General features: G+C 63.4%; 18 protein-coding genes. 9 read left to right on the top strand and 9 right to left on the bottom strand.

Annotation, left to right across the window (positions count from 1 at the left end; all coding sequences use genetic code 11):
• Window positions 1–38 precede the first annotated feature (38 nt).
• The 4 genes from HTY61_RS16055 to HTY61_RS16040 all read right to left on the bottom strand — a co-directional run bounded on the left by HTY61_RS16055 (window position 39) and on the right by HTY61_RS16040 (window position 7,316).
• Window positions 39–3,254, bottom strand: coding sequence for an efflux RND transporter permease subunit (locus tag HTY61_RS16055; protein ID WP_175277747.1), 3,216 nt, complete (start codon window positions 3,252–3,254; stop codon window positions 39–41).
• 1 nt (window position 3,255) lies between these two features.
• On the bottom strand, window positions 3,256–4,395 hold the full coding sequence (locus tag HTY61_RS16050; RefSeq protein WP_175277746.1) for an efflux RND transporter periplasmic adaptor subunit: 1,140 nt from the start codon (window positions 4,393–4,395) through the stop codon (window positions 3,256–3,258).
• Window positions 4,396–4,570: 175 nt separating this feature from the next.
• On the bottom strand, window positions 4,571–6,838 hold the full coding sequence (locus tag HTY61_RS16045; protein WP_175277745.1) for a xanthine dehydrogenase family protein molybdopterin-binding subunit: 2,268 nt from the start codon (window positions 6,836–6,838) through the stop codon (window positions 4,571–4,573).
• Window positions 6,839–6,842: 4 nt separating this feature from the next.
• On the bottom strand, window positions 6,843–7,316 hold the full coding sequence (locus HTY61_RS16040; RefSeq protein WP_281367561.1) for a (2Fe-2S)-binding protein: 474 nt from the start codon (window positions 7,314–7,316) through the stop codon (window positions 6,843–6,845).
• 108 nt (window positions 7,317–7,424) lie between these two features.
• On the opposite strand from HTY61_RS16040, the gene HTY61_RS16035 reads away from it, so the two are divergent.
• The gene (locus HTY61_RS16035; RefSeq protein ID WP_175277744.1) at window positions 7,425–8,021 is read left to right on the top strand and encodes a TetR/AcrR family transcriptional regulator; all 597 of its coding nucleotides are present in this window, start codon (window positions 7,425–7,427) and stop codon (window positions 8,019–8,021) included.
• Here HTY61_RS16035 and HTY61_RS16030 read toward each other — a convergent pair.
• Together HTY61_RS16030 and HTY61_RS16025 are read right to left on the bottom strand one after the other, a co-directional pair.
• On the bottom strand, window positions 8,018–9,142 hold the full coding sequence (locus HTY61_RS16030; RefSeq protein ID WP_175277743.1) for a patatin-like phospholipase family protein: 1,125 nt from the start codon (window positions 9,140–9,142) through the stop codon (window positions 8,018–8,020). The genes HTY61_RS16035 and HTY61_RS16030 overlap by 4 nt on opposite strands.
• Before the next feature lie 12 nt (window positions 9,143–9,154).
• On the bottom strand, window positions 9,155–9,937 hold the full coding sequence (locus HTY61_RS16025; RefSeq protein WP_175277742.1) for a 3-hydroxybutyrate dehydrogenase: 783 nt from the start codon (window positions 9,935–9,937) through the stop codon (window positions 9,155–9,157).
• A gap of 100 nt (window positions 9,938–10,037) precedes the next feature.
• Here HTY61_RS16025 and HTY61_RS16020 point away from each other — a divergent pair, with 100 nt between their 5' ends.
• From HTY61_RS16020 to HTY61_RS16010, 3 genes are read left to right on the top strand one after another with little or no spacing between them, the layout of a single operon-like run.
• On the top strand, window positions 10,038–10,391 hold the full coding sequence (locus HTY61_RS16020) for an arsenate reductase family protein (protein ID WP_175277741.1): 354 nt from the start codon (window positions 10,038–10,040) through the stop codon (window positions 10,389–10,391).
• Between the two features lie 48 nt (window positions 10,392–10,439).
• Window positions 10,440–11,693 (top strand): flavodoxin-dependent (E)-4-hydroxy-3-methylbut-2-enyl-diphosphate synthase, encoded by a 1,254-nt coding sequence (ispG, locus tag HTY61_RS16015; RefSeq protein ID WP_175277740.1) that lies wholly within the window; start codon window positions 10,440–10,442, stop codon window positions 11,691–11,693.
• A gap of 9 nt (window positions 11,694–11,702) precedes the next feature.
• A complete protein-coding gene (locus tag HTY61_RS16010; protein WP_175277739.1) occupies window positions 11,703–12,623 on the top strand; it encodes a lytic transglycosylase domain-containing protein in 921 nt (306 codons plus the stop codon).
• Here the strand turns inward: HTY61_RS16010 and HTY61_RS16005 are convergent.
• Window positions 12,620–13,528, bottom strand: a complete 909-nt coding sequence (locus HTY61_RS16005; RefSeq protein WP_175277738.1) for a polyprenyl synthetase family protein — start codon at window positions 13,526–13,528, stop codon at window positions 12,620–12,622. The two genes, HTY61_RS16010 and HTY61_RS16005, sit on opposite strands and share 4 nt — an antisense overlap.
• Before the next feature lie 261 nt (window positions 13,529–13,789).
• Here HTY61_RS16005 and mtgA point away from each other — a divergent pair, with 261 nt between their 5' ends.
• Both mtgA and rpmF read left to right on the top strand, forming a co-directional pair.
• On the top strand, window positions 13,790–14,458 hold the full coding sequence (mtgA, locus tag HTY61_RS16000; protein WP_175277737.1) for a monofunctional biosynthetic peptidoglycan transglycosylase: 669 nt from the start codon (window positions 13,790–13,792) through the stop codon (window positions 14,456–14,458).
• A 153-nt stretch (window positions 14,459–14,611) separates the two neighbouring features.
• Window positions 14,612–14,794, top strand: a complete 183-nt coding sequence (gene rpmF, locus HTY61_RS15995; protein WP_175277736.1) for a 50S ribosomal protein L32 — start codon at window positions 14,612–14,614, stop codon at window positions 14,792–14,794.
• Window positions 14,795–14,879: 85 nt separating this feature from the next.
• Here rpmF and HTY61_RS15990 read toward each other — a convergent pair whose 3' ends face one another.
• Window positions 14,880–15,692: a lytic murein transglycosylase gene (locus HTY61_RS15990; RefSeq protein WP_175277735.1), complete on the bottom strand. Its 813-nt coding sequence runs from the start codon at window positions 15,690–15,692 to the stop codon at window positions 14,880–14,882.
• A gap of 90 nt (window positions 15,693–15,782) precedes the next feature.
• On the bottom strand, window positions 15,783–16,442 hold the full coding sequence (locus tag HTY61_RS15985) for a YggS family pyridoxal phosphate-dependent enzyme (protein WP_175277734.1): 660 nt from the start codon (window positions 16,440–16,442) through the stop codon (window positions 15,783–15,785).
• Window positions 16,443–16,581: 139 nt separating this feature from the next.
• Here HTY61_RS15985 and leuS point away from each other — a divergent pair, with 139 nt between their 5' ends.
• From leuS to holA, 3 genes are read left to right on the top strand one after another with little or no spacing between them, the layout of a single operon-like run.
• Window positions 16,582–19,203, top strand: a complete 2,622-nt coding sequence (leuS, locus tag HTY61_RS15980; RefSeq protein WP_175277733.1) for a leucine--tRNA ligase — start codon at window positions 16,582–16,584, stop codon at window positions 19,201–19,203.
• A gap of 22 nt (window positions 19,204–19,225) precedes the next feature.
• Entirely contained in the window at window positions 19,226–19,759 is a 534-nt protein-coding gene (lptE, locus tag HTY61_RS15975; RefSeq protein WP_175277732.1) for an LPS assembly lipoprotein LptE, read from the top strand.
• A gap of 17 nt (window positions 19,760–19,776) precedes the next feature.
• A complete protein-coding gene (gene holA / locus HTY61_RS15970) occupies window positions 19,777–20,814 on the top strand; it encodes a DNA polymerase III subunit delta (protein ID WP_175277731.1) in 1,038 nt (345 codons plus the stop codon).
• Window positions 20,815–20,823: the final 9 nt, after the last annotated feature.

The raw sequence follows: 20,823 nt of genomic DNA, 5'->3' as shown, positions 1-20,823 counted from the left end.
GGCGAACCGCCGGCCCGTATCCGCCCCGGTTCCGCCGCCTACTCGGCCGCCTTCGGGAACTCGCGAACATTCTCGAACTGCTCGCCGGCATCGTCATTCCGCGTTTCCGCATGCCCGGCTCCTTCAGCCACATTCGCGACGGCATCCTTCCGCGGTCGGCGGAACAGCTTGGCGAGCAGGCTGCGCTGGTCCGCGTTCCAAGCGTTGTCCCGCGTAAACACCATCAGCGCCGCCGGCGTCACCACCAGCGTCAGTATGGTCGAGAAGGCAAGACCGAACACGATGGCGCTCGAAAGCGCGGTCCACCACTGTGTCGACGGCGCACCGATCGTCACCTCGTGACTGAGAAGCGCCAGATTGACTCCGAAGGCGATCGGCAACACGCCGAGAATGGCGGTGACGGCCGTCAGCATGACCGGGCGCACACGCTCGCGGCAGGTTTCGAGCACCGCCTCCAGCTTGTCCCAGCCCTCGGACCGCAGATGGACATAGGTGTCGATCAGCACGATGTTGTTGTTCACCACCACGCCGGCCAGCGCGATCGTGCCGACCGCGGTCATGACGATCACGAAGGGCATCTGCATGATCAGCAGGCCAAGCAGCACGCCCACGGTCGACATGACAACCGCCGTCAGCACCAGGAACACATAGGTGAACCGGTTGAACTGGGCGAGAAGCAGGGCAAAGATCAGGAAGATCGCCACACCGAAAGCCTTACCGAGGAAGGCCGAGGCTTCCTGGCTTTCCTCGTTCGAGCCGCCGAGTTTCCAGCGGATGTGATCCGGCAGGCCAAGCGTCGGCAGCGCCTCGGCGACCTTCGCCTGGAATTCCGCATCCTGCACCCCTTCGACCAGGTTCGCCGACACGATTATGGTCCGCGTCGCATCGATGCGCTTGAGCGTCCCGAGGCTCCTTGCCGGCTCGCGCGTCACGAAATTCGACAGCGGCACCGCACCCTGAGGTGTCTCCACCCGCAGCTGGTCGAGCATCGACAACGTGCGCCGGTCCTCGGGCAGACGCAGTCTTATGTCGACGGCATCGTCGGCGCCGGCGGGCCGGTAGTCGGACAGTTTCAGGCCCGTCGTCACCAGCTGCACCACGGTGCCGACCGATTGCGGTCCGATGCCGTACTTGGCCGCCTCGGCGCGATCCACCTTCAGCTCCCAGTCGATCGACGGCGGCGGCAGGCCATCCGAAAGGTCGATGATTTCCGGGATCGTGCGCAGGTAATCGGCAACCGTCGCCGCGGCCTCCTCGAGCCCTTCGGGATTGTCGGCCGAAAGCTCGACCTGGATCGGCTTGCCCTGTGGCGGTCCGGCCTCGGGCACGGAAACCTCGACCTCGATGCCCGGCATGCCATGCAGCGCCCCGCGGAGATCGGTCAGGATCTCGCTCGCCGGCTTGCGCTCGCGCCAGTCGACGAACTCGTACTGGATCGTTCCGATCACGTCCTCGTCGACCGAGCCGCCGAGCCCGCCGCCGCCGGTCGATGCGCCGACGCGGGTATAGACCGTCTCGATACCCGGCCAGGACAACATGCGTTCCTCGACCTGACGAACCGCCTTGTCCTGCTCCTCGAGCGACAGGTTGCCGCGTGCATGCACATAGACGAGGCCGTATTCCGGCTCGACATTCGGGAACAGCTCGACGCCGTTGTTGTATTTGCCGAAGGCCATGACGATAACGACCATCAGTGCCGACACCGTGCCGAGCGTGACCAGCGGATATCGCACCGCCTTCTTGACGACCATCATGTAAAGGCCATCCGGCTTGCGTTCCTCTACATGCGCCTTGCCGAAGATCGAACCGAGCGTCGGCGCGAAGAACAATGCATAGAGGATCGATGCCGTCAGCGTGCAGATCAGTGTGAGCGGCAGGTAGCCCATGAACTCGCCCATGATTCCGGGCCAGAACAGCAGCGGCGAGAACGCGGCGATGCGCGTCGCCGTCGCGACCACGACGGGGCCGAACATCCGCCGCGCCGCCTCCGCGAAGGCGGGTCCCGAGGCCATGCCCTCGGTCATTCGGCGCTCGGCATATTCGGTCACGATGATCGCGTCGTCGACCAGCATGCCGACAGCGAGTATCAGGCTGAACAGCACCACGATATTGACCGTGAATCCCGCCACCGAAAGGGCGAGGATGCCCATGAGGAACGAGGTTGGAATGGCCAGTCCGATCAGGATCGAGGACCGGAGCCCGAGGAAGTAGAGGATGACGATGAAGACCAGGATGACGGCGGTCAGCACCGAATTCTGGAGATCCTCCAGCATCGTGCGGATATCCGTCGACTTGTCCTGGCTGTAGGAAATGTCGACGCCGGCCGGCAGCAGCGGCCTGAACTCCTCGGCCGCCTCCTTCACCGCGTCGATCGTCTCGATCAGGTTTGCGCCGGCGCGTTTGGAAACCTCGATGGCGATCGCCGGCTTGCCGTTCAACCGCGCGATGGATGCTGCGTCCTCGAAGGTCGAACGGATCGTGGCGAGGTCCCGTGCCCGTACCACCGCATTGCCGCTGGCGGTGATCGGGAGGTTGGCGATGTCCTCGACCGTCTCGATCAGTGCGGGCACCTTGACCGCATATTTTCCCTCGGCGCCCTCCAGCGTTCCCGCCGCGACGAGCTGGTTGTTGGCGCTGACCCCGCCGATCAGCTGGTCGAGTTGCAGGTTGTAGGAGGACAGCTTTACCGGGTCGATGATGACTTCCACCATCTCGTCGCGGGAGCCCTGGAGATTGGCCTCCAGCACACCGGACACTTCCTCGAACCGGTCGCGCAACTCCTTGGCCGCCCGGACGAGGACGCGTTCCGGCGCATTGCCCGACAGCGTCACGACAAGAATCGGGAACTCGGAAATATTGACCTCGTTGACGGAAGGTTCGTCCGTACCGGCGGGAAACTCGCGCTTGGCGTTGTCGACCTTGGTACGCACGTCCTCGAGTGCCGTCGCCAGGTCCGCATCGGGTTCGAACTCGATGATCACGTTGCCGCCGCCCTGGTAGGCATTGGAGGTGATCGTGTCGATTCCCTTGATATTCTTGACCTGCGCCTCGACCGGGCGCACCAGCAGCCGTTCCGCGTCCTCCGGCGAAATGCCTTGCAGATGCAGGCTGACATAGATCACCGGGATCTGGACATCGGGCTCGGCTTCCTTGGGAATGTTGATATAGGCCATCGCGCCCGCGACAAGGAAAAACAGCAGGGCGGTGATGGTCAGTCGCGCGTTCTTGACCGCGATTTCGAGCAAGCCCGTCATGTCAGCTGTCTCCCGTTGCCGTTTCCGCGATCAGCTTCTCGATCATGGCAGCATCCGCGTCGACCGCGTTGACCTCCACGCCGTCGCCGACGAAGTTCTGGCCCGAGACGATCACCCGCGCACCTTTCGGGATGCCGCCAAGGATGAGCGCCCCGGTCGAATCGTCCACGATGTCGATCGGGTGAAAACGCACCACGTTGTTATCGTCGACCGTACGCACGCCGAGTTCGCCGTTGTCGTTGAGCGCGACCACCGATCGCGGCACGGGCGTGGCCAGCACCGGTTCGCCCCGAAGGACAAGCTCCGTCGTCATCCCGGCCGGGATCGAGAAATCCGGGTTCGGAACCTCGACCTCGACGGTATAGGTGCGGGTCGCCGCCTGGGCGGCGCGGCTTATGTAGCGGACGGTGCCCTTGACCGTCCGACCCGTGACCAGCCGCAGTTCCGCCTCGGCACCGAGCCGCACCACGCCCAGATCGCCTTCGTTGACCTCGCCGACACCGATGATCGGGTCGAGCGCGATCAGCTCCGCGACTGGTTTCCCGCTGTCGGTCGCGGCACCTTCCTCGACATGAAGCTTGTCGATAACGCCATCATAGGGCGCGATGATCTCGAGCCTTTCGAGTTCCGCCTGCGCGGCCTCCAGCTCCGACTCGGCAGCGCGCAGCGCCGACATCGCCGCGTCACCCTGCAGCTTTGCCAGCGTACCCCTTTCAACCAGTTTCAGGGTCGCTTCGGCCTCGGCCTTGCGCTGTTCGAGTACCTGTTGCGCCGTACGCACTGCCGCATCCCTGCCTTCGGGCGCGATGCGGGCAATAACCTGGCCCTTCGTGACACGATCGCCCTGCTTGACCAGCAATTCGCCGATCACGCCGCCGGCACGAGCCGTCAGCGTGGTCTCCTTGTCCGCTTGCGTCACGCCGGAAAGATTGACGGAACGCGCATGCATGATCTGCGGGATAACAGCGACACCGACGGTCTGCAGCTGGGTTGCCGCTTCGATCTGCGGTTCGGAGGATTCGGCTACCGTCGCCCCTTCCTCTTCGCTCGAGGCGCTGCCGACAAAGGAAAACTCTCCTGTCGCAATCCACGCCGCCGAGCCGAGGAATACAAGAATGGCCAGGTACCGGTTGATTTTCATGATCGTCTCTACGGGTTGACGTCGGGACAGGCGCAATAGGTGGCCTACAAGTGGCTGCCCGCCCAGTACTGTTCAATAGTTGCGACCAACCTCTTGGTCACATTCGGTAGAATTGCGATATCCGTTGCCGGGTCGACATCTGATATTGCAATGCACAAACCGGATTAACATCCGCTTACGCAAAGTCGACCTCCCTGTTGAGAGGCAGTTTGCGGATCCGCTTTCCGGTCAGCGCAAAGACGGCGTTGGCGAGAGCGGGGATCGAAGGCGGCGTTCCGATCTCGCCGACACCCCCCAGCCTGTCGCCGTTTTCGAGGATCGCCACCCCGATCCGGGGGCATTGGCCGATACGCAAAGCGTCGTAGTCGTAGAAGTTCTGCTGCTCCACCATGCCATCGGCGAAGGTGATTTCCTGGCCGACCGCGGACGAGAGACCGAACACGATGGCCGACTCGAGCTGTGCGGTCACGATACCCGGATCGAGCGCCCGGCCGATCTCGGCAACGGCCCAGACCTTCTCGATTCGGATGCCATCGGGCGAATCGGCGACCTGCACGACCTCTCCGACCCAGGAACCGAAACACAGCGTGAAGGCGACGCCTTTCGCCCGGCCCGCCGGAAGCGGCGCGCCCCAGTCGGATATCTCGGCAAGCCTTTCCATCACGGCGACGGCCAGAGGATGGTCCGCCATCAGCTTCAGCCTCATGTCGAGCGGATCCTGGCCGCCCTTTTCCGCGATTTCGTCGAGAAAGCACTCGTGGAAGAAGGCATTGAAGGAATTGCCCACCGATCGCCAGAAGCCGACCGGTATCGGCATCTCTGTCTCGATGCCGGTCACCCGGTAGTTGGCAATCCTGTAGGGCTGGTCGAACGCACCTTCGGTGAGAAGCCGCTCCGGGCCGCCCATGGGCAGCGAGGGGAACAACCGCTTGCCGACGCTTTTCATGATGGACGGCGTCGCGATCCGCATGTCGACTGCTTCCGGCAGGCCGTCATTGCCGATTCGGGCCCGGAACCGCCCCGCCGCAGCCGGGCGGTAGACATCGTGCGTCATGTCTTCCTCGCGGGTCCACGTCACCTTGACGGGACGGCCGTCGGCCTGCATTGCCAGAAGTGTCGCGTATATGGCGAAATCCGCCTCCGCCCGCCGGCCGAATCCGCCACCCAGAAAAGTGGTGTTGACCGTTACCTTCTCGCTGTCGATTCCGGCGGTCCGGGCGCACACCATCTGCAACAGCGTCGGCGCCTGGTTCGGTGCCCAGATCTCGAGGCTCCCGCCTGAGAAACGCGCCGTCGCGTTCATGGGCTCCATTGCGGCATGCGCCAGGTATGGAACCTCGTACTCCGCCGTCAGCACGGAATCGGCGGGCGCATCGGCGAAGGCTGTCTCGACCTCTCCGTCATCGCGCCATGACGAGCCGCGCCAGTTGCCCGCAGCCGTGGTGCGAAACACGTTCATGATCGCTTCCGTGTCATGCGGATAGGGAGCGTCGTCCCACTCCACCTCGATCGCCTCTGCCGCCGTGAAGGCCGCCCAGGTATTCTCGGCGATGACGCCGAAGCCCGTGCCGTAGTCCGTTTCCAACCGCACGACCTTGATGACGCCCGGCATGGATTCCGCCGCCGAGGTATCCGCCGAGCGAATCACGGCGCCAAAGCGCGGGCTCATCCTTACCGTTCCGTAGACCATGTCCGGCAGCTCGACGTCGATTCCGAAGATCGGTGCGCCGGTGACCTTGGCCAGCGCGTCCACGCGCGGCTGCGGCCTGCCGAGAATGGTCCACTCGGACGGATCCTTCAGCGCAAGCTGCCTCGGCGGCTCCAGCGCCGCGGCCGCCGGCGCGACATCGGCAATGGCGATCCGGCTGCCTTCGGCGGACAGGATGTCGCGCCCATCAAAGGACAGGCTGTCGGGAGTGGTACCGAGACGCTCCGCCGCGGCCGCGAAAAGCAGATGGCGCGCCATTGCGCCGGCATGGCGCATCCTGTCGAAGGCATCGCGCACCGAGGTGGAGCCGCCCGTGATCTGCAACCCGAGGACCCGGCCAAGTTGCTTCGATGCCTTGCGGCTCGTTTCGGCCACGAGGGATTCCGCGAACAGCGGGAACGGTCCGCTGTCCTCCAGGACCGCACTGTTGTAGTATGCGCCCGATGCCGGCCCGTGCTCCACCAGCACCGAATCAAGCGAGACGCCAAGCTCCTCCGCGACCAGTGCGGCGAGTGTCGCCGTCACGCCCTGGCCCATTTCCGCGCGCCCGGTATAGATCGTGATCGATCCGTCCGCGCCGACCTTCACATGGGGACTGAATGTTGTCTCGCCCTCGCCGAGGTCGTCCTCCAGCGGGTTGGGCCACGGCCTGCTGGCGGTATAGAAGCCGACCGCGAGGCCGCCCGCGATCACGCCGGTGCCGATCAGGAATGTGCGACGAAGAATCTTGCCCATCGGACTACGACCCGTTTCCGCTGGGCACGGGCATCATCGCGGCAGCGCGCCTGATTGCCGCGCGAATGCGCGGATAGGTGCCACAGCGACACAGGTTTCCGGCCATGGCATCGTCTATGTCCTGATCGGTCGGATTCGGGACTTCCTCGAGCAGGGCGACGGCATTCATGATCTGTCCGGCCTGGCAGTAGCCGCATTGCGGCACCTGCTCGTCCATCCATGCCTGCTGGACCGGGTGAAGCCGTCCGCCCTCGGCAAGGCCTTCGATTGTGCGCACTTCGCCGGTCACCGCACCCACGGGTATCGAGCATGAACGGATTGCCAGCCCGTCTATGATGACAGTGCAGGCTCCGCACGCCGCAACCCCGCATCCGAACTTCGTTCCCTTCAAGCCGGCGATATCCCGCAATGCCCAAAGAAGCGGCATTTCGGGATCGACATCGAGATCGAACGTGTCGCCGTTGATCGTGAGCTGCATGATGATCCGCTTTCGGACAGATTTCCAAGGGCCGGCGCGATCGTACGCGAGGCCCGCCCTGACGGTTTGACAAAATAACGTAAAATGTCATATCGTCAAGACATGAACTTGCAAGCGACACGAGACAAGCGCGAAATCATCCTGGCTGCCGCCGTGGACGTTTTCCTGAACTATGGCTTTCGCAAGACGTCGATGGACGACATTGCCCGCGCGGCCGGAATGTCCAGGCCGGCACTTTATCAGGTCTTTCGCAACAAGACGGAAATATTCCGCGCCACCAGCATGAACCTGCTGGAACTGAAGGTGCACGAGGTACGGGCGGCATTCCGTTCGGATAAACCCTTTCGGGAACGCCTGTTCGACTCGCTCGACCGCAGCTTTCTTGCCCTTCACCGCCAGATCTTGGAGACACCCCACGGTTCCGAACTGATCGACGTCAACGAGGACGTAGCCTGCGACATCAAGATGCGCTACTGCGATCAGATGGTCGACGCCTTGGCAGAAGGCATCTCGGACGCCGCGCGCTCCGGCGAAATCGCCCTGGAGCCGCTGGGCGTCGACGCACGCGCGGCGGCCACCATCATCATGCAGGCGATGGAAGGCATCAAGGCGAAATGCATGCGCGGCGAACCGGCAGACGACGACGTTCGCAACATGGTGACTTTCGTCGCCGGTGCATTGACCGCCGGCAAACCGGCAGACTAGGACGCACCGCGCCCGGGACGCAGCCGCTGCATGGCCTCGCGCATGCGCCGGCCGGCCGGCTTGTCCAGCGGTTGCGGCAGGATGTGCGGCGCGATCTCAGCGCTGAGATCGAGCGTTCCCCGTTCGCCGATCGCGTCGAAATTCTGTTCCAGGAAATCGGCCGCCGCCGCCCGTCCCATTTCCTTGAGATATTGCAGGAATGCCCACTCGGCATTGACCTTGGATGAGGCGGGAAGCTCCGAGACAACCGCGTCGGCGGCTATCCTGTGCATGCGGATCTCCCTGTAGCGCGTGCCCTCCAGCCTGCCGTCCGCGATCAGCCGACGCACGAATTCGATGGCCCTGAACTCGCGCAGCAGCCCGGCATTGAAGGTAATCTCGTTCATCCGCTCCTGGATCTCCAGCGCGGTGCGCGGCGTCTTTCGCGTCTCGATCGGGTTGATCTGGACCAGCAGGCAATCCTGCGTTCCGTTCTCGTAGAAGAAGGGAAACAGCGCCGGATTGCCGCCGAATCCGCCATCCCAGTAGGGGACGCCGTCGATCTCGACCGCCTTGAACAGCGTCGGCAGGCAGGCCGACGCCATCACCACGTCCGGCGTCAACTCTTCGGGCGCGAAGACGCGCAGCTTTCCCGTCCACACATTGGTCGCCGAAACGAAGATGCGGATGTCCGAGCAATGCCGTACCCGCTCGAAATCGATCTGGTTCTCCACCACGTCGCGCAACGGATTGATGTCCAGCGGATTGGTGTCATAGGGCGAAAAGACCCGTGATAGCAGGTCGAGAAACCGGTAGGCGGGCGAGAATTCCAGGCTCCAGTTGCCCCAGAGCATGTCGAACGGCGTACGCTGGACGGGCGAGAATCGGCCCGTCCTGCCAACGGCATGCCAAAAGTCGTGCAACGCCTCGCGGGCGCCGTCACGGCCGTCGCTGACCCATCCGTCGGCCAGTGCCACCGCATTCATGGCGCCCGCGCTGGTTCCTGATATGCCGCTGATTTCGAGCCGGCCGTCTTCCAGCAGCGCGTCGAGCACCCCCCAGGTGAAGGCTCCATGGGACCCTCCACCCTGCAGGGCCAGGTTGACCGTTTTGGCTTTCGCCTTGCCCGTCCGTGCTGCCAAGGTTCTTCTCTCCTAGAGCGCCGTCCAGCCGCCATCGACGGAAATCGTCGTGCCGGTTATCTGCGCTGCGTGATCGGAGCACAGGAACACCACGGTTCCGCCGATCTGCTCGACGGTGGCGAACTGCTTGGACGGCTGGCGCTCGAGCAGCACCTCCCGCACCACCGTGTCGCGGTCCATGCCATATTTTTCCATCGTGTCGGGAATCTGCGCTTCGACCAGCGGCGTCAGTACATAACCGGGACATATCGCGTTGCAGGTGATCGGATCCTCCGCGGTCTCCAGGGCGACGACCTTGGTCATGCCGACCACGCCGTGCTTGGCGGTCACGTATGCAGACTTGTAGGGCGAGGCGGTCAGCCCGTGCGCCGAGGCGATGTTGACGACACGTCCCCAATTGTTCTCGCGCATGATCAGCAGGGCGACGGCCGTCGTGTGAAAGGCAGAGTTCATGTTGATCGCGATGACGCGGTCCCACGCATCCACCGGGAATTCCTCTATCGCCGCGACATGCTGGATACCGGCATTGTTGACGAGAATGTCCACGGCACCGAACTCCTCCGCTGCCTTTTCGACAAGGCTGCGGCACTCGTCCCCCTTCGACATGTCGGCTTTGACATAGACCGTCCGGTTGCCGTGTTTCGACGAGATTTCCTCGGCCAGCGCGTGATCCTCGTCGCGCTCGGTGAAGGAATTGATGACGACATTGTGCCCCTCCGCCGCCAATGCATGCGCGATACCGAGCCCGATTCCCGAATTCGATCCCGTGATGACGGCGGTTTTGACTTTTTTCATTTGATCACTTCCTCTCGATGACTACATCGTCCTGAAATACCGCACTGCAACATAGAGCGAAGCATCGAGGCTGTCAGGTCGCAAAAGGAGAACGAGGCCCATGACGTTCAGAATTTTCGGTTATCCGGGCTGCACCACTGTGAAGAAGGCGCGCGAATGGGCCGAGGCCAGCGGTCTCGATCCGCAATACGCACATTTCTCCGCTCTCGAGAACCTTGAGGAAGAAATCGCCGCCTGGGTGAAGGCGGCCGGCATCGATGCGGTGTTCAACGCCAGGGCGCAGACCTTCCGGAAAATGCCGGCGGAAGAACAGGCGGCTATCGTCGCCGACGATGCGGCCAAGATCGCGGCCATGGCAGCCGATCCGCGCCTGATAAAGCGCCCGGTGGCAACGGACGGCAGAACGGTGCTGACCGGCTTCCGCCAGGCGGACTGGGAAAACGCCTTTCTCTGAACGCCAAAGCGCGATATGGAAGCCGCCAACGGCACGGACCAGCGAAGCATGAGCCAGTATCTGAGCGAACCTCTTCCCCGTCATCGCACGGTCGCCGTCGATGTCGGCGGCGTGACCGTCGGCGGCGACGCGCCGGTTGTCGTGCAATCAATGACCAACACCGACACGGCGGACGTGGATTCCACCGTCGCCCAGGTCGCCGCGCTGCATCGCGCGGGCTCAGAGATCGTCCGCATAACCGTGGACCGTGACGAGAGCGCAGCCGCGGTGCCGAAGATCCGCGAAAGGCTGGAACGGCTCGGCCTCTCGGTGCCACTGGTCGGCGACTTCCACTATATCGGCCACAAGCTGCTCGCCGATCATCCGGCCTGTGCCGAGGCACTGGCCAAGTACCGCATAAATCCGGGCAATGTCGGCTTCCGCGAGAAACGCGACCGCCAGTTCACCGACATTGTCGAGATGGCGATCCGACACGACAAGCCGGTACGCATCGGCGTCAACTGGGGCTCGCTCGACCAGGAGCTGCTCACGCGGCTGATGGACGAGAACCACGCGAAAGGCGCACCGCTTACCGCCCGCGAGGTGACCCGCGAGGCGATCGTGCAATCGGCTCTCCTCTCCGCCAACCTTGCCGAAGACGTGGGACTGCCGCGTTCGAGGATCATCCTGTCGGCCAAGGTCAGCCAGGTACAGGACCTGATCGCCGTCTATACGGAACTCGCCCGCCGATCCGACCATGCGCTTCATCTCGGACTGACCGAGGCCGGCATGGGTTCGAAGGGCATCGTCGCCTCGTCGGCGGCAATGGGCATCTTGCTGCAACAGGGCATCGGCGACACGATCCGCGTCTCGCTGACGCCGGAGCCGGGCGGCGATCGTACCCGCGAAGTGCTGGTGGCACAGGAACTTCTCCAGACCATGGGCTTCCGCCAGTTCCTGCCGGTTGTCGCAGCCTGCCCGGGATGCGGACGCACCACATCCACCGTGTTCCAGGAGCTCGCCCGCGCCATCGAGGATGACCTTCGCGAACGGATGCCGGTCTGGCGCGAGAAATACCCCGGAGTCGAGGAACTCAAGGTCGCGGTGATGGGTTGCATCGTCAACGGGCCAGGCGAGTCGAAACATGCCGACATCGGCATATCGTTACCCGGAACCGGCGAGTCTCCGGCGGCCCCCGTCTTCATCGAGGGGCGCAAGGCGGCGACGCTGCGCGGGCCGGACATTGCCGCCGAGTTCCGGGATATGCTGGCCGAGTACATCGAACGGCGCTTCGGCAGCGGTGCCGAGAGAAAAGTCGGCTAGGCAATGCGGATGCGCCGGGGACCGACAGGCTTTGTCCGTGCCGCAGCCCTTCTCCTTCTCATTGTCTTCCCGGCCGCCGCGCAGGATCGCGATGTTCGCGTTGTTCTTCCGCTGCAGCTCGATGCGAAACCGACCGACGATTTCGAGCGAATCGCACCGGACCGTGCAAAGCCCGTGGACACGAACCGCATATGCGAACTGGTCGAGGCCGCGGCCACGGAAAACAACCTGCCACCGGCATTTCTCGCGCGAGTGATCTGGAAGGAAAGCCGTTTTGACCCCGGTCATGTTTCGCGAACCGGAGAACGGGGCATTTCCCAGTTCGGTCCGGGTCTCGCCTTCGAGCGGGGATTGCGCGATTCCTTCGACGCCGCGGAGGCCATTCCGGCGCTCGCGGCCTACCTAGCGGAACTGCGCGACCGCTTCGGCAATATCGGACTTGCCGCTGCAGCATGGGACGCCGGCGAAGGACAGGTCACACGCTGGCTTGAAAAGGGTGGTTTCCTCCCCATTCGGACCGAGGACTACCTCTTGGCCGTACTTGGCGAACTGCCGATCGTCTATCGCGGAACCGGTACGGAAATCGCTGTGCCGCCACTGCAGCAGGGTCGTACATTCGCGGAATCCTGTCCGGACATTCCCCGGTTGGGCGACGCAATCCTGCTAAGCGATGCCGACCGGCCGGCCTGGGGCGCACAGGTCGCCGGCCATTTTAACCGCGAGAACGCGCTGAAGCAGTGGACGCTTCTGAAGGAACGCCACCCGCGTCTGCTCGACGGGCTGGAACCGGCCATCTTCGGCGCCCGCTCGCATCTGGGCCGCAACCGGATCCATGTCGTGCAGATACCGGCGGAGAGCCGGGCCGAGGCGGCCGCCTTTTGCGCCCGGATGCGTGCCGCAGGCGAAGCCTGCGTCGTCACGCGCAACTAGGATTGGCGCTCGGCGACAAAATGCGCCGCCGCGACAAGCGTTTCGCCGGCCGATCCGAACGGGGCGAGCAGCGCATCGGCCTCTCCGACCAGCCGGGACAGTTCTCCGCGTGCCCAATCCTGCCCGTGCAGGCTGACCAGCGTCGCCTTGCCCGCGACTGCGTCCTTTCCGGTGGCCTTGCCCATTGCATCCGCGGTCTGTGTCACGTCGAGCAGGTCGTCGGCGAGTTGAAAGGCTCGGCCGATCACTTCGCCGAAGTCACGCATCCGGGCCAGCTCCGCCTGTCCGGCACCGCCGATCACGGCGCCCGCCTCACAGGCGAACCGGATCAGCGCGCCGGTTTTCATCGACTGCAATGTCACGATGCCCCGCTCGTCCGGTTTCATTCCCGGCGCGGCGAGGTCGAGCGCCTGCCCTCCCGCCATTCCGCCGAGGCCGGCGGCTCGCGCCAGCCGCCTGGCAAGGTCGGCTCGAACATCGCCGCCAAGCCCGTTGGTCGGATCGGTAACGAGGTCGAAGGCAAATGTCAGCAGGCTGTCGCCGGCGAGGATTGCCGTCGCCTCGTCGAATGCCCTGTGCACCGTGGGCAGGCCGCGACGCATGTCGTCGTCGTCCATCGCGGGCAGGTCGTCGTGAATCAGCGAATAGCAATGAACGCATTCCAGCGCAGCCGCGACGGGCAGCGATCGCGCCTCGTCGGCGCCGAACAGCCTGGCCGTCTCCATGACGAGAAAAGGCCGGAACCGTTTGCCGCCATTCAGCACACCATGACGGATCGCTGCCATGAGGTGTTCCGGCCGAACGATCTCGCCTTCGAGAGCCGTGCTGCCGAGAACCCGGTCGAGATAGGCCTCCACCTGCCCGGCTCGGGCTGACAAGGCTCGGGAAAACGCGGTTTCAAGCATGGCCTTCCGATGGCCGCTTGCGGCCGCCGGGTCAAGCCCGAAGGCGTGCCCGGGTGCAATCCGGTTGCGGCATCGGCCGGTTTTGCATAGGAAACGCCGGTCGGCGCGCGGAAGGTCCGGCGCGCAAGCTCCAGGGCGGACGCATTGGCCACAGGCGATAAGACTTCCAGATCGGCGGGACGGAAAGGCCGGAAGGTCCGTACTCGTGCGAAAAATGCGAAAAGAAGTCGTTCGTTCGCCGAACGGCTTCGCGCCGCGGCAATGCCGTGGCTGAGACGCCTCGCGATCATGGCGGCCGTTCTCGTCGTCCTGCCGTTCCTGCTGGCGGCGGTCTACCGCCTGGAATTCCTCCACCCCGTATCCACTCTGATGCTGCGCGACCTGGCAGCGCTGGAGGGATATGAAAGGGACTGGGTGGAGCTGGAAGACGTGGCGCCGGTTCTTGTCCGCTCCGTGGTCATGTCCGAGGATGGCCGGTTTTGTCGCCATCACGGCGTCGACTGGGGTGCGATTAACGTGGTGATAGACGAGGCACTCGATGGCGAGGGCCTGCGTGGCGCTTCCACCATAACCATGCAGACGGCCAAGAACCTGTTCCTGTGGCCGAGCCGTTCCTTCATCCGCAAGGGGTTGGAGATCCCGCTGGCACTGTGGATCGATCTTGTCCTGCCGAAGAAGCGCATAATGGAGATTTACCTGAACATAGCCGAGTGGGGCGACGGCATTTACGGCATCGAGGCCGCGAGCTGGATTCGATTCGGCCGACCGGCCTCCGAGCTGACCGCGCGCCAGGCCGCCCTGCTCACGGTCAGTCTGCCGAATCCGCATGCGCGCGATCCGGCAAATCCTGGCGCCGGGCTGCAGCGCCTCGCCGGTATCATCGAACGCCGCGCGGCAAAGTTCGGCGGGCATGCCGACTGCCTGTTTTGACGTCGGTTCGGCAGACCGGAAAATTTCACGGCCGAGTCTGGTCAAGCGGCCCGCGACCGTGTATAGGCGCGCAATCTTTTCATGATCATGTCGGGCGCCTGTCGGCCCTGTAGGCCGACAGATCGATACGTCTGGCGAAGTTGGAGACCGAGAATGGCTGTTCCGAAGCGAAAAGTGACCCGCTCCAAGCGTGGCATGCGTCGTTCAGCAGACGCGCTGAAAAACCCGACCTATGTCGAGGACAAGGATTCCGGCGAACTGCGCCGTCCGCATCACATTGACCTGAAAACGGGCATGTATCGTGGCCGCCAGGTCCTGACGCCCAAGGAAGGCTGAGCCGCCTTCCTCGATCCGATCAATCGGAAACCCAGGCCCGCGTTCCTTCCGGATCGCGGGTTTTCGTCGTCATGCCTCGGGATGGCTACTTGTCGATCTCCGCGGCCATGATGGCAATGGCTTTCTGATAGACGCCGGCTGCGTTCCACCCCTGGATGGCGCGAAAATTCGGTTGTCCGGGCTGATAGCCAGCGCCACGCCTCCAGCCATGCGCGCTCAGGAAGTTCGCCGTCGATGCCAACGCGTCCCATTGCGAGCCCGCCAGGTCGATCCGCCGATTTCCGTCGCCGTCGACGGCATATTTCAGTACGTTAGCCGGCAAAAACTGCGTATGGCCGATCTCGCCATGCATCGCTCCCTTGGTGCCAGCCGAGATCACGCCGCGATCGACGAGCTTCAACGCTGCATTGAGATGCTCGGTGAAGAAGTCGCTGCGCCGGCAGTCATAGGCCAGCGTCGCTATGGCAGACACGACATTCGCGTTGCCCATGAAGCGGCCGAACCCGGTTTCCATGCCGTGGATGGCAAGCAGCGGCCCGGCCGGCACGCCGTATTCGCGCTCGATCGCGGTGAAGAAGCGCTCGTTCGCGGCCTTGCGCCGGCGGCCTTGTGAAATGATCGTGGCTGCGCCACGTACCTTCATGAACTTGTCGAGGGAATAGTTGAAGCTCTTCTGGCTCCTGTCCGCGGCTATGGTCTTTGTCGCATACCGGGTGGCCGCGAGCGCCTTCAGGCCTTTCGTGCCGATGCCCTTCGCCTTCGCCTCCGCGGCGAATTGCCGCTTCCAGGTGTCAAAGCCGCCGGCATTGTTCCCGCACTGGGCAGCCTGGGCGGGAGCACCGTGCAGCATTGTCAGGGCAATAACGTAGGGCATCAGTCGCGCCAGTTTCGATATCATTCCTATTCCTCCAGGCGTACGATCATTGCTGCCCCGCCGGAACATGCCCGATTTGCGGCGCCGTGTCAGTCTCGCAGTTGCAAAAAACCGCTAGCGTTTGCCGAAAATCGCCGTTCCGACACGCACGCTGGTCGCGCCGAAACCGATAGCCGTCTCGAAGTCGCCCGACATGCCCATCGACAATCTCTCGATCCCGTTATCCTCCGCCAGCTTGCGCAGCAGGGCAAAATGCGGTCCGGGATTCTCGTCGAAAGGCGGTATGCACATCAGACCCTCGATCTCCAGGCCGAGCTCCTCGCGGCACATGCCTAGAAAATCCGCGCAGTCATCCGGCGCGATACCCGCCTTCTGCGGTTCCATCCCGGTATTCACCTCGACATAGAGCCGCACGGTCCTGCCCTGCCTTTCCAGCTCGTTCGCGATCGACCGGGCAATCTTCTCGCGGTCGACCGTCTGGATTACGTCGAACAGCGCGACCGCTTCCCGGGTCTTGTTGGACTGCAAGGGTCCGATCAGGTGCAATTCGGTTCCGGGATAGTCGTCCCTGAGCCCGGGCCACTTGCCCTGTGCTTCCTGCACCCGGTTTTCGCCGAACACCCGGTGGCCCGCCTCCAGCACCGGACGGATGGCGTCGGCATCGAAAGTCTTTGACACGGCAATCAGCTCGACGCTGCCCTGCGCACGCCCTGCTTCGCGCTCCGCCTTCGCGATCCGGGTTTTCACGTCTTCCAGTCGTTCGACCGCGTTCATGGCTGTCTCCGGCTTCGCCTGCCGGCCTCCACGGCCGGCCATGTGTTGACGGCTTGCCCATTTACCGGCAAGAGACCGTTGATTTGTATCGTGGCGCAAACTGCACGCCGCCACGCAGAATTCAAGAGTTTCTGGCAGCATGGCAACCGAACGTTACAATCCGCGCGAAGTCGAACCCAAATGGCAGAAGGCTTGGGCCGAGGCCCGGCTTTTCGAGGCCGACAACGATGATCCGCGGCCGAAATACTATGTCCTGGAGATGTTTCCCTATCCGTCGGGACGCATCCATATCGGTCACACCCGCAACTACACCATGGGCGACGTGGTTGCGCGGCACCGGCGGGCGCTCGGCTACAATGTCCTGCACCCGATGGGCTGGGACGCATTCGGCATGCCCGCCGAGAACGCGGCCATGCAGAACAAGGTCCATCCGGGCAAGTGGACCTACGACAATATCGCAACCATGCGGGAACAGCTGAAACTGATGGGGCTGTCGATCGACTGGTCACGCGAATTCGCCACCTGCGACGTCGACTACTACCATCGCCAGCAGATGCTGTTTCTCGATTTCCTCGACAAGGGTCTCGTCTATCGCAAGCAGTCCAAGGTCAACTGGGATCCGGTGGACATGACCGTGCTCGCGAACGAGCAGGTCATCGACGGATGCGGATGGCGCTCGGGCGCCCCGGTGGAACAGCGCGAACTGACCCAATGGTTTTTCCGGATCACCGATTTCAGCCAGGACCTGCTCGATTCGCTGGACACGCTCGACGGATGGCCGGAAAAGGTTCGGGTGATGCAGAAGAACTGGATCGGCCGGTCCGAGGGCCTGCAGATCCGCTGGGAACTGGTGCCGGAGACGTCACCGGCCGGCGAGACCGAGCTCGAGGTCTATACCACGCGCCCGGACACGATCTTCGGCGCATCCTTCATGGCGATCGCCGCCGACCATCCGCTGGCGAAGAAGGCTGCCGCGGCCAATCCGGAACTCGCCGCCTTCTGTCACGAATGCCGCCGGCAGGGTACGTCGGTTGCCGAGCTGGAAACGGCCGAGAAGAAGGGCTTCGATACCGGTATCCGCGTCGTCCATCCCTTTGATCCGTCATGGACGCTGCCGGTCTATGTCGCCAATTTCGTGCTGATGGACTATGGCACGGGCGCCATTTTCGGCTGCCCCTCGGGCGACCAGCGCGACCTCGATTTCGCCAACAAGTACGGCTTGCCCGTCATCCCTGTGGTCATGCCGGGCGATGCCGATGCGGAAAGCTTCCGGATTACCGAGGAAGCCTATGTCGGTGACGGCGTGATGATCAATTCGCGCTTCCTCGATGGCCTGACCCCGAAGGCGGCTTTCGAGGAAGTGGCCAAAAGACTCGAGAGTGTCGATCTCGGCGGCCGCCCGCAGGCCGAGCGAAAGGTACAGTTCCGCCTGCGCGACTGGGGCATTTCGCGCCAGCGTTACTGGGGCTGTCCGATTCCGGTGATTCACTGTGACGAGTGCGGCGTCGTGCCGGTACCGCGATCGGACCTGCCGGTAAAGCTGCCCGAGGACATCGATTTCGAGAAGCCGGGCAATCCGCTCGACCGCCATCCGACCTGGCGGCATGTCGACTGCCCGAAATGCGGCAAGCCGGCCCGACGCGAAACGGATACGATGGACACCTTCGTCGACTCATCCTGGTATTTTGCCCGGTTCACGGCGCCCGGCGCGGACAACCCGACGGATCCGGAAGCGGCTAACGACTGGCTTCCCGTTGACCAGTATATTGGCGGCATCGAGCACGCGATCCTGCACCTGCTCTATTCGCGCTTCTTCACACGCGCCATGCGCGAAACCGGCCATCTCGATCTCGCCGAGCCGTTCAGGGGCTTGTTCACCCAGGGAATGGTCGTGCACGAGACCTACAGGACCGGAAGCGGCTCGGATATCCGATGGCATTCGCCTTCGGAGATACGATTGGAGGAATCCGGGGGAGCGCGCCGCGCATTCCTGGTCGAAACGGGCGAGGAGGTCGAAATCGGCAGCCTCGAGAAGATGTCGAAATCCAAGAAGAACACGATCGGGCCGGAGGAAATCACCCAGAGCTACGGTGCCGATACCGCCCGCTGGTTCATGCTCTCAGATTCGCCGCCCGATCGGGACGTCGAGTGGAACGACCGTGGCGCCGAGGGTGCCCACCGCTTCGTTCAGCGGATCTGGCGTATCGTGTCCGGAGCTGCACCCCGCCTTGCTGCCGGCGATGCAGCCGGCGCCTCGGGCGACGCCCTTGCCATGCGCAGGTCGGCACACAAGGCGCTCAAGGCGGTCGGCGAGGACTTCGAGAAACTTGCTTTCAACCGCGCCATTGCCCGCGTTCACGAACTGGTAAACGAGATCGCTCCAGCCGTCGACAAGGCGGTTTCCGGCTCCAGCGCCGACAAGGCCGCCGCGCACGAGGCATTGTCGATCCTTGTACAGGTCATCGCGCCCGTCATGCCGCATTTGGCCGAGGAGTGCTGGCACGCACTGGGCCATACACGTATGGTTGCGGAAACGCCGTGGCCGCAGTTCGATCCGTCTCTCGTCGAGGAAAACACCGTGACCTTGCCGGTCCAGATCAACGGCAAGAAGCGCGGCGAGATCGTCGTGGCCAAGGATGCGGACAAGGATGTTGTCGAGAAATCGGCGCTGGAGGCCGATTTCGTCGTCCATCATCTGGGCGGTACGAATCCAAAGAAAGTCATTGTGGTTCCGAACCGCATAGTGAACATTGTCGCTTGATGGAATCGGGGACCGGCACGGCATGAAGAGAACAATTGCACGCCTCGCACTGGCCGCACTGGCTGCTTCGCTGCTGGCCGGATGCACCATACAGCCCCTCTATGCACCGGCACCGCGCAGCGATGCGAGGCAAGGTTCGGCGCTTGCAGCGATAGATATTAAGCCGGTTAATGAACGCGTCGACCAGGAACTGCGCAACCATTTGATCTTCCTTTTAAGCGGCGGCGCCGGGCAACCCTCGGATGCCGCCTACGAGTTGACGCTGGACGCCAGCGCGCGAAGTGCCGGAGCGCTTCTCTCCCAATCGTCGACGTCCGATGGCGAGCCGACGGCGCGCACGGTAACGGTGACGGCAAGCTACGATCTTGTCCGTATCGCCGACGGTTCGACGGTTTCGAGCCGCAACGCGACCGCGTCCGCTTCGTTCGACGTGTCTCTCCAGGAGTTCGCCAACATTCGCGCAGAGCGCGACGCCGAAAACCGCGCCGCCCGGGAAGTCGCCGAACAGCTGCATGCCTTGATTGCTGCCGATCTGAAACGCGCCGGAGCGATCTGACAGCCGGGGAGGCGCCCGTGAGCGAGCTGAAAGCCGGCGAAGTCGACCGTTTTCTGAAGAACCCGGATCGGGGGCGGGTCCTCTATCTCGTCTACGGACCGGATCGCGGTCTCGTTTCCGAACGCGCGGAAATCCTCGCGAAATCCACCGGTATCGATCTGTCCGACAGTTTCTCGACACTGAAAGTCGATGCAAACGAGCTCGCCGGCGATCCGGTACGGTTGATCGACGAGGCCTATACGGTAGGCATGTTCGGCGGTGACCGTCTCATCTGGCTCCGCAATGCCGGCAACCACAAGGAAATCACGGCCAATATCGAGAGAATTCTCCGGGACCCGCCGGAAGGCGTGCGGCTTGTTGTCGAGGCGGGCGACCTCAAGAAGGGCACGGGCTTGCGCGCCGTTGTGGAGAAATCGCCGAACGGCATTACCCTTCCTTGCTACACGGACAACGCCACTGCGCTTAACACGCTGATAGACAACACCTTTTCAGAGTCAGGCCAGCGGCTTACGCTCGATGCGAGACGATATATCCAGGAACATATCGGCGGCGACAGGCGAGCCTCGCGCGGCGAGCTGGAAAAGCTGGTGCTCTATGGCCTCGGCGAGCAGGAAATCACCCTTGACATGGCACGCGCCTGTATTGGCGACGCGTCATCCACTTCCTATGACGACATCGTTGACGCGGTTATCACGGGCCGCCTGGCCGATTTCGACGAATCCATGCAGGCATTTCTATCGGCGGGTTCGAATCCGCAACCGATGCTTTCTGCCGCCATTCGCCAGTTCCAGCAGCTGGACCTCTTGCGAGCGGAAATGGACAGGAGCGGCCGGCCCGCCTCGGCCGTCGTCGCGAGTGCGAAGCCACCTGTATTCTTCGCCCGCCGCAAGACTGTCGAACTGGCGTTGACACGCTGGACGGCAAGCGGAATACGCCAGGCGTTGCGCCGGCTTCATGAATGCGTTCTGGAAAGCCGCATGAACGCGACGCTTGCCGTGCCGGTCGCACATACGGCATTGCTGGCTATAACCATTCAGAGCGCACGCCGTCGTTAGCCGGATAAC

This window comes from Oricola thermophila (assembly GCF_013358405.1).
In the GTDB taxonomy this organism is placed as follows: domain Bacteria; phylum Pseudomonadota; class Alphaproteobacteria; order Rhizobiales; family Rhizobiaceae; genus Oricola; species Oricola thermophila.
This window is presented reverse-complemented; position numbering and strand designations above follow the sequence as displayed.

Excerpts from the sequence above, each read along its gene's own strand:
- lptE (WP_175277732.1), top strand. The coding sequence starts at position 19,226 with ATGAAGAGAACAATTGCACGCCTCGCACTGGCCGCACTGGCTGCTTCG.
- leuS (WP_175277733.1), top strand. The coding sequence starts at position 16,582 with ATGGCAACCGAACGTTACAATCCGCGCGAAGTCGAACCCAAATGGCAG.
- HTY61_RS15985 (WP_175277734.1), bottom strand. The coding sequence starts at position 16,442 with ATGAACGCGGTCGAACGACTGGAAGACGTGAAAACCCGGATCGCGAAG.
- HTY61_RS16055 (WP_175277747.1), bottom strand. The coding sequence starts at position 3,254 with ATGACGGGCTTGCTCGAAATCGCGGTCAAGAACGCGCGACTGACCATC.
- HTY61_RS16045 (WP_175277745.1), bottom strand. The coding sequence starts at position 6,838 with ATGGGCAAGATTCTTCGTCGCACATTCCTGATCGGCACCGGCGTGATC.
- ispG (WP_175277740.1), top strand. The coding sequence starts at position 10,440 with ATGAGCCAGTATCTGAGCGAACCTCTTCCCCGTCATCGCACGGTCGCC.
- HTY61_RS16020 (WP_175277741.1), top strand. The coding sequence starts at position 10,038 with ATGACGTTCAGAATTTTCGGTTATCCGGGCTGCACCACTGTGAAGAAG.
- HTY61_RS15990 (WP_175277735.1), bottom strand. The coding sequence starts at position 15,692 with ATGATATCGAAACTGGCGCGACTGATGCCCTACGTTATTGCCCTGACA.
- HTY61_RS16010 (WP_175277739.1), top strand. The coding sequence starts at position 11,703 with ATGCGCCGGGGACCGACAGGCTTTGTCCGTGCCGCAGCCCTTCTCCTT.
- mtgA (WP_175277737.1), top strand. The coding sequence starts at position 13,790 with ATGCCGTGGCTGAGACGCCTCGCGATCATGGCGGCCGTTCTCGTCGTC.
- HTY61_RS16005 (WP_175277738.1), bottom strand. The coding sequence starts at position 13,528 with ATGCTTGAAACCGCGTTTTCCCGAGCCTTGTCAGCCCGAGCCGGGCAG.
- HTY61_RS16040 (WP_281367561.1), bottom strand. The coding sequence starts at position 7,316 with ATGCAGCTCACGATCAACGGCGACACGTTCGATCTCGATGTCGATCCC.
- rpmF (WP_175277736.1), top strand. The coding sequence starts at position 14,612 with ATGGCTGTTCCGAAGCGAAAAGTGACCCGCTCCAAGCGTGGCATGCGT.
- HTY61_RS16025 (WP_175277742.1), bottom strand. The coding sequence starts at position 9,937 with ATGAAAAAAGTCAAAACCGCCGTCATCACGGGATCGAATTCGGGAATC.
- HTY61_RS16050 (WP_175277746.1), bottom strand. The coding sequence starts at position 4,395 with ATGAAAATCAACCGGTACCTGGCCATTCTTGTATTCCTCGGCTCGGCG.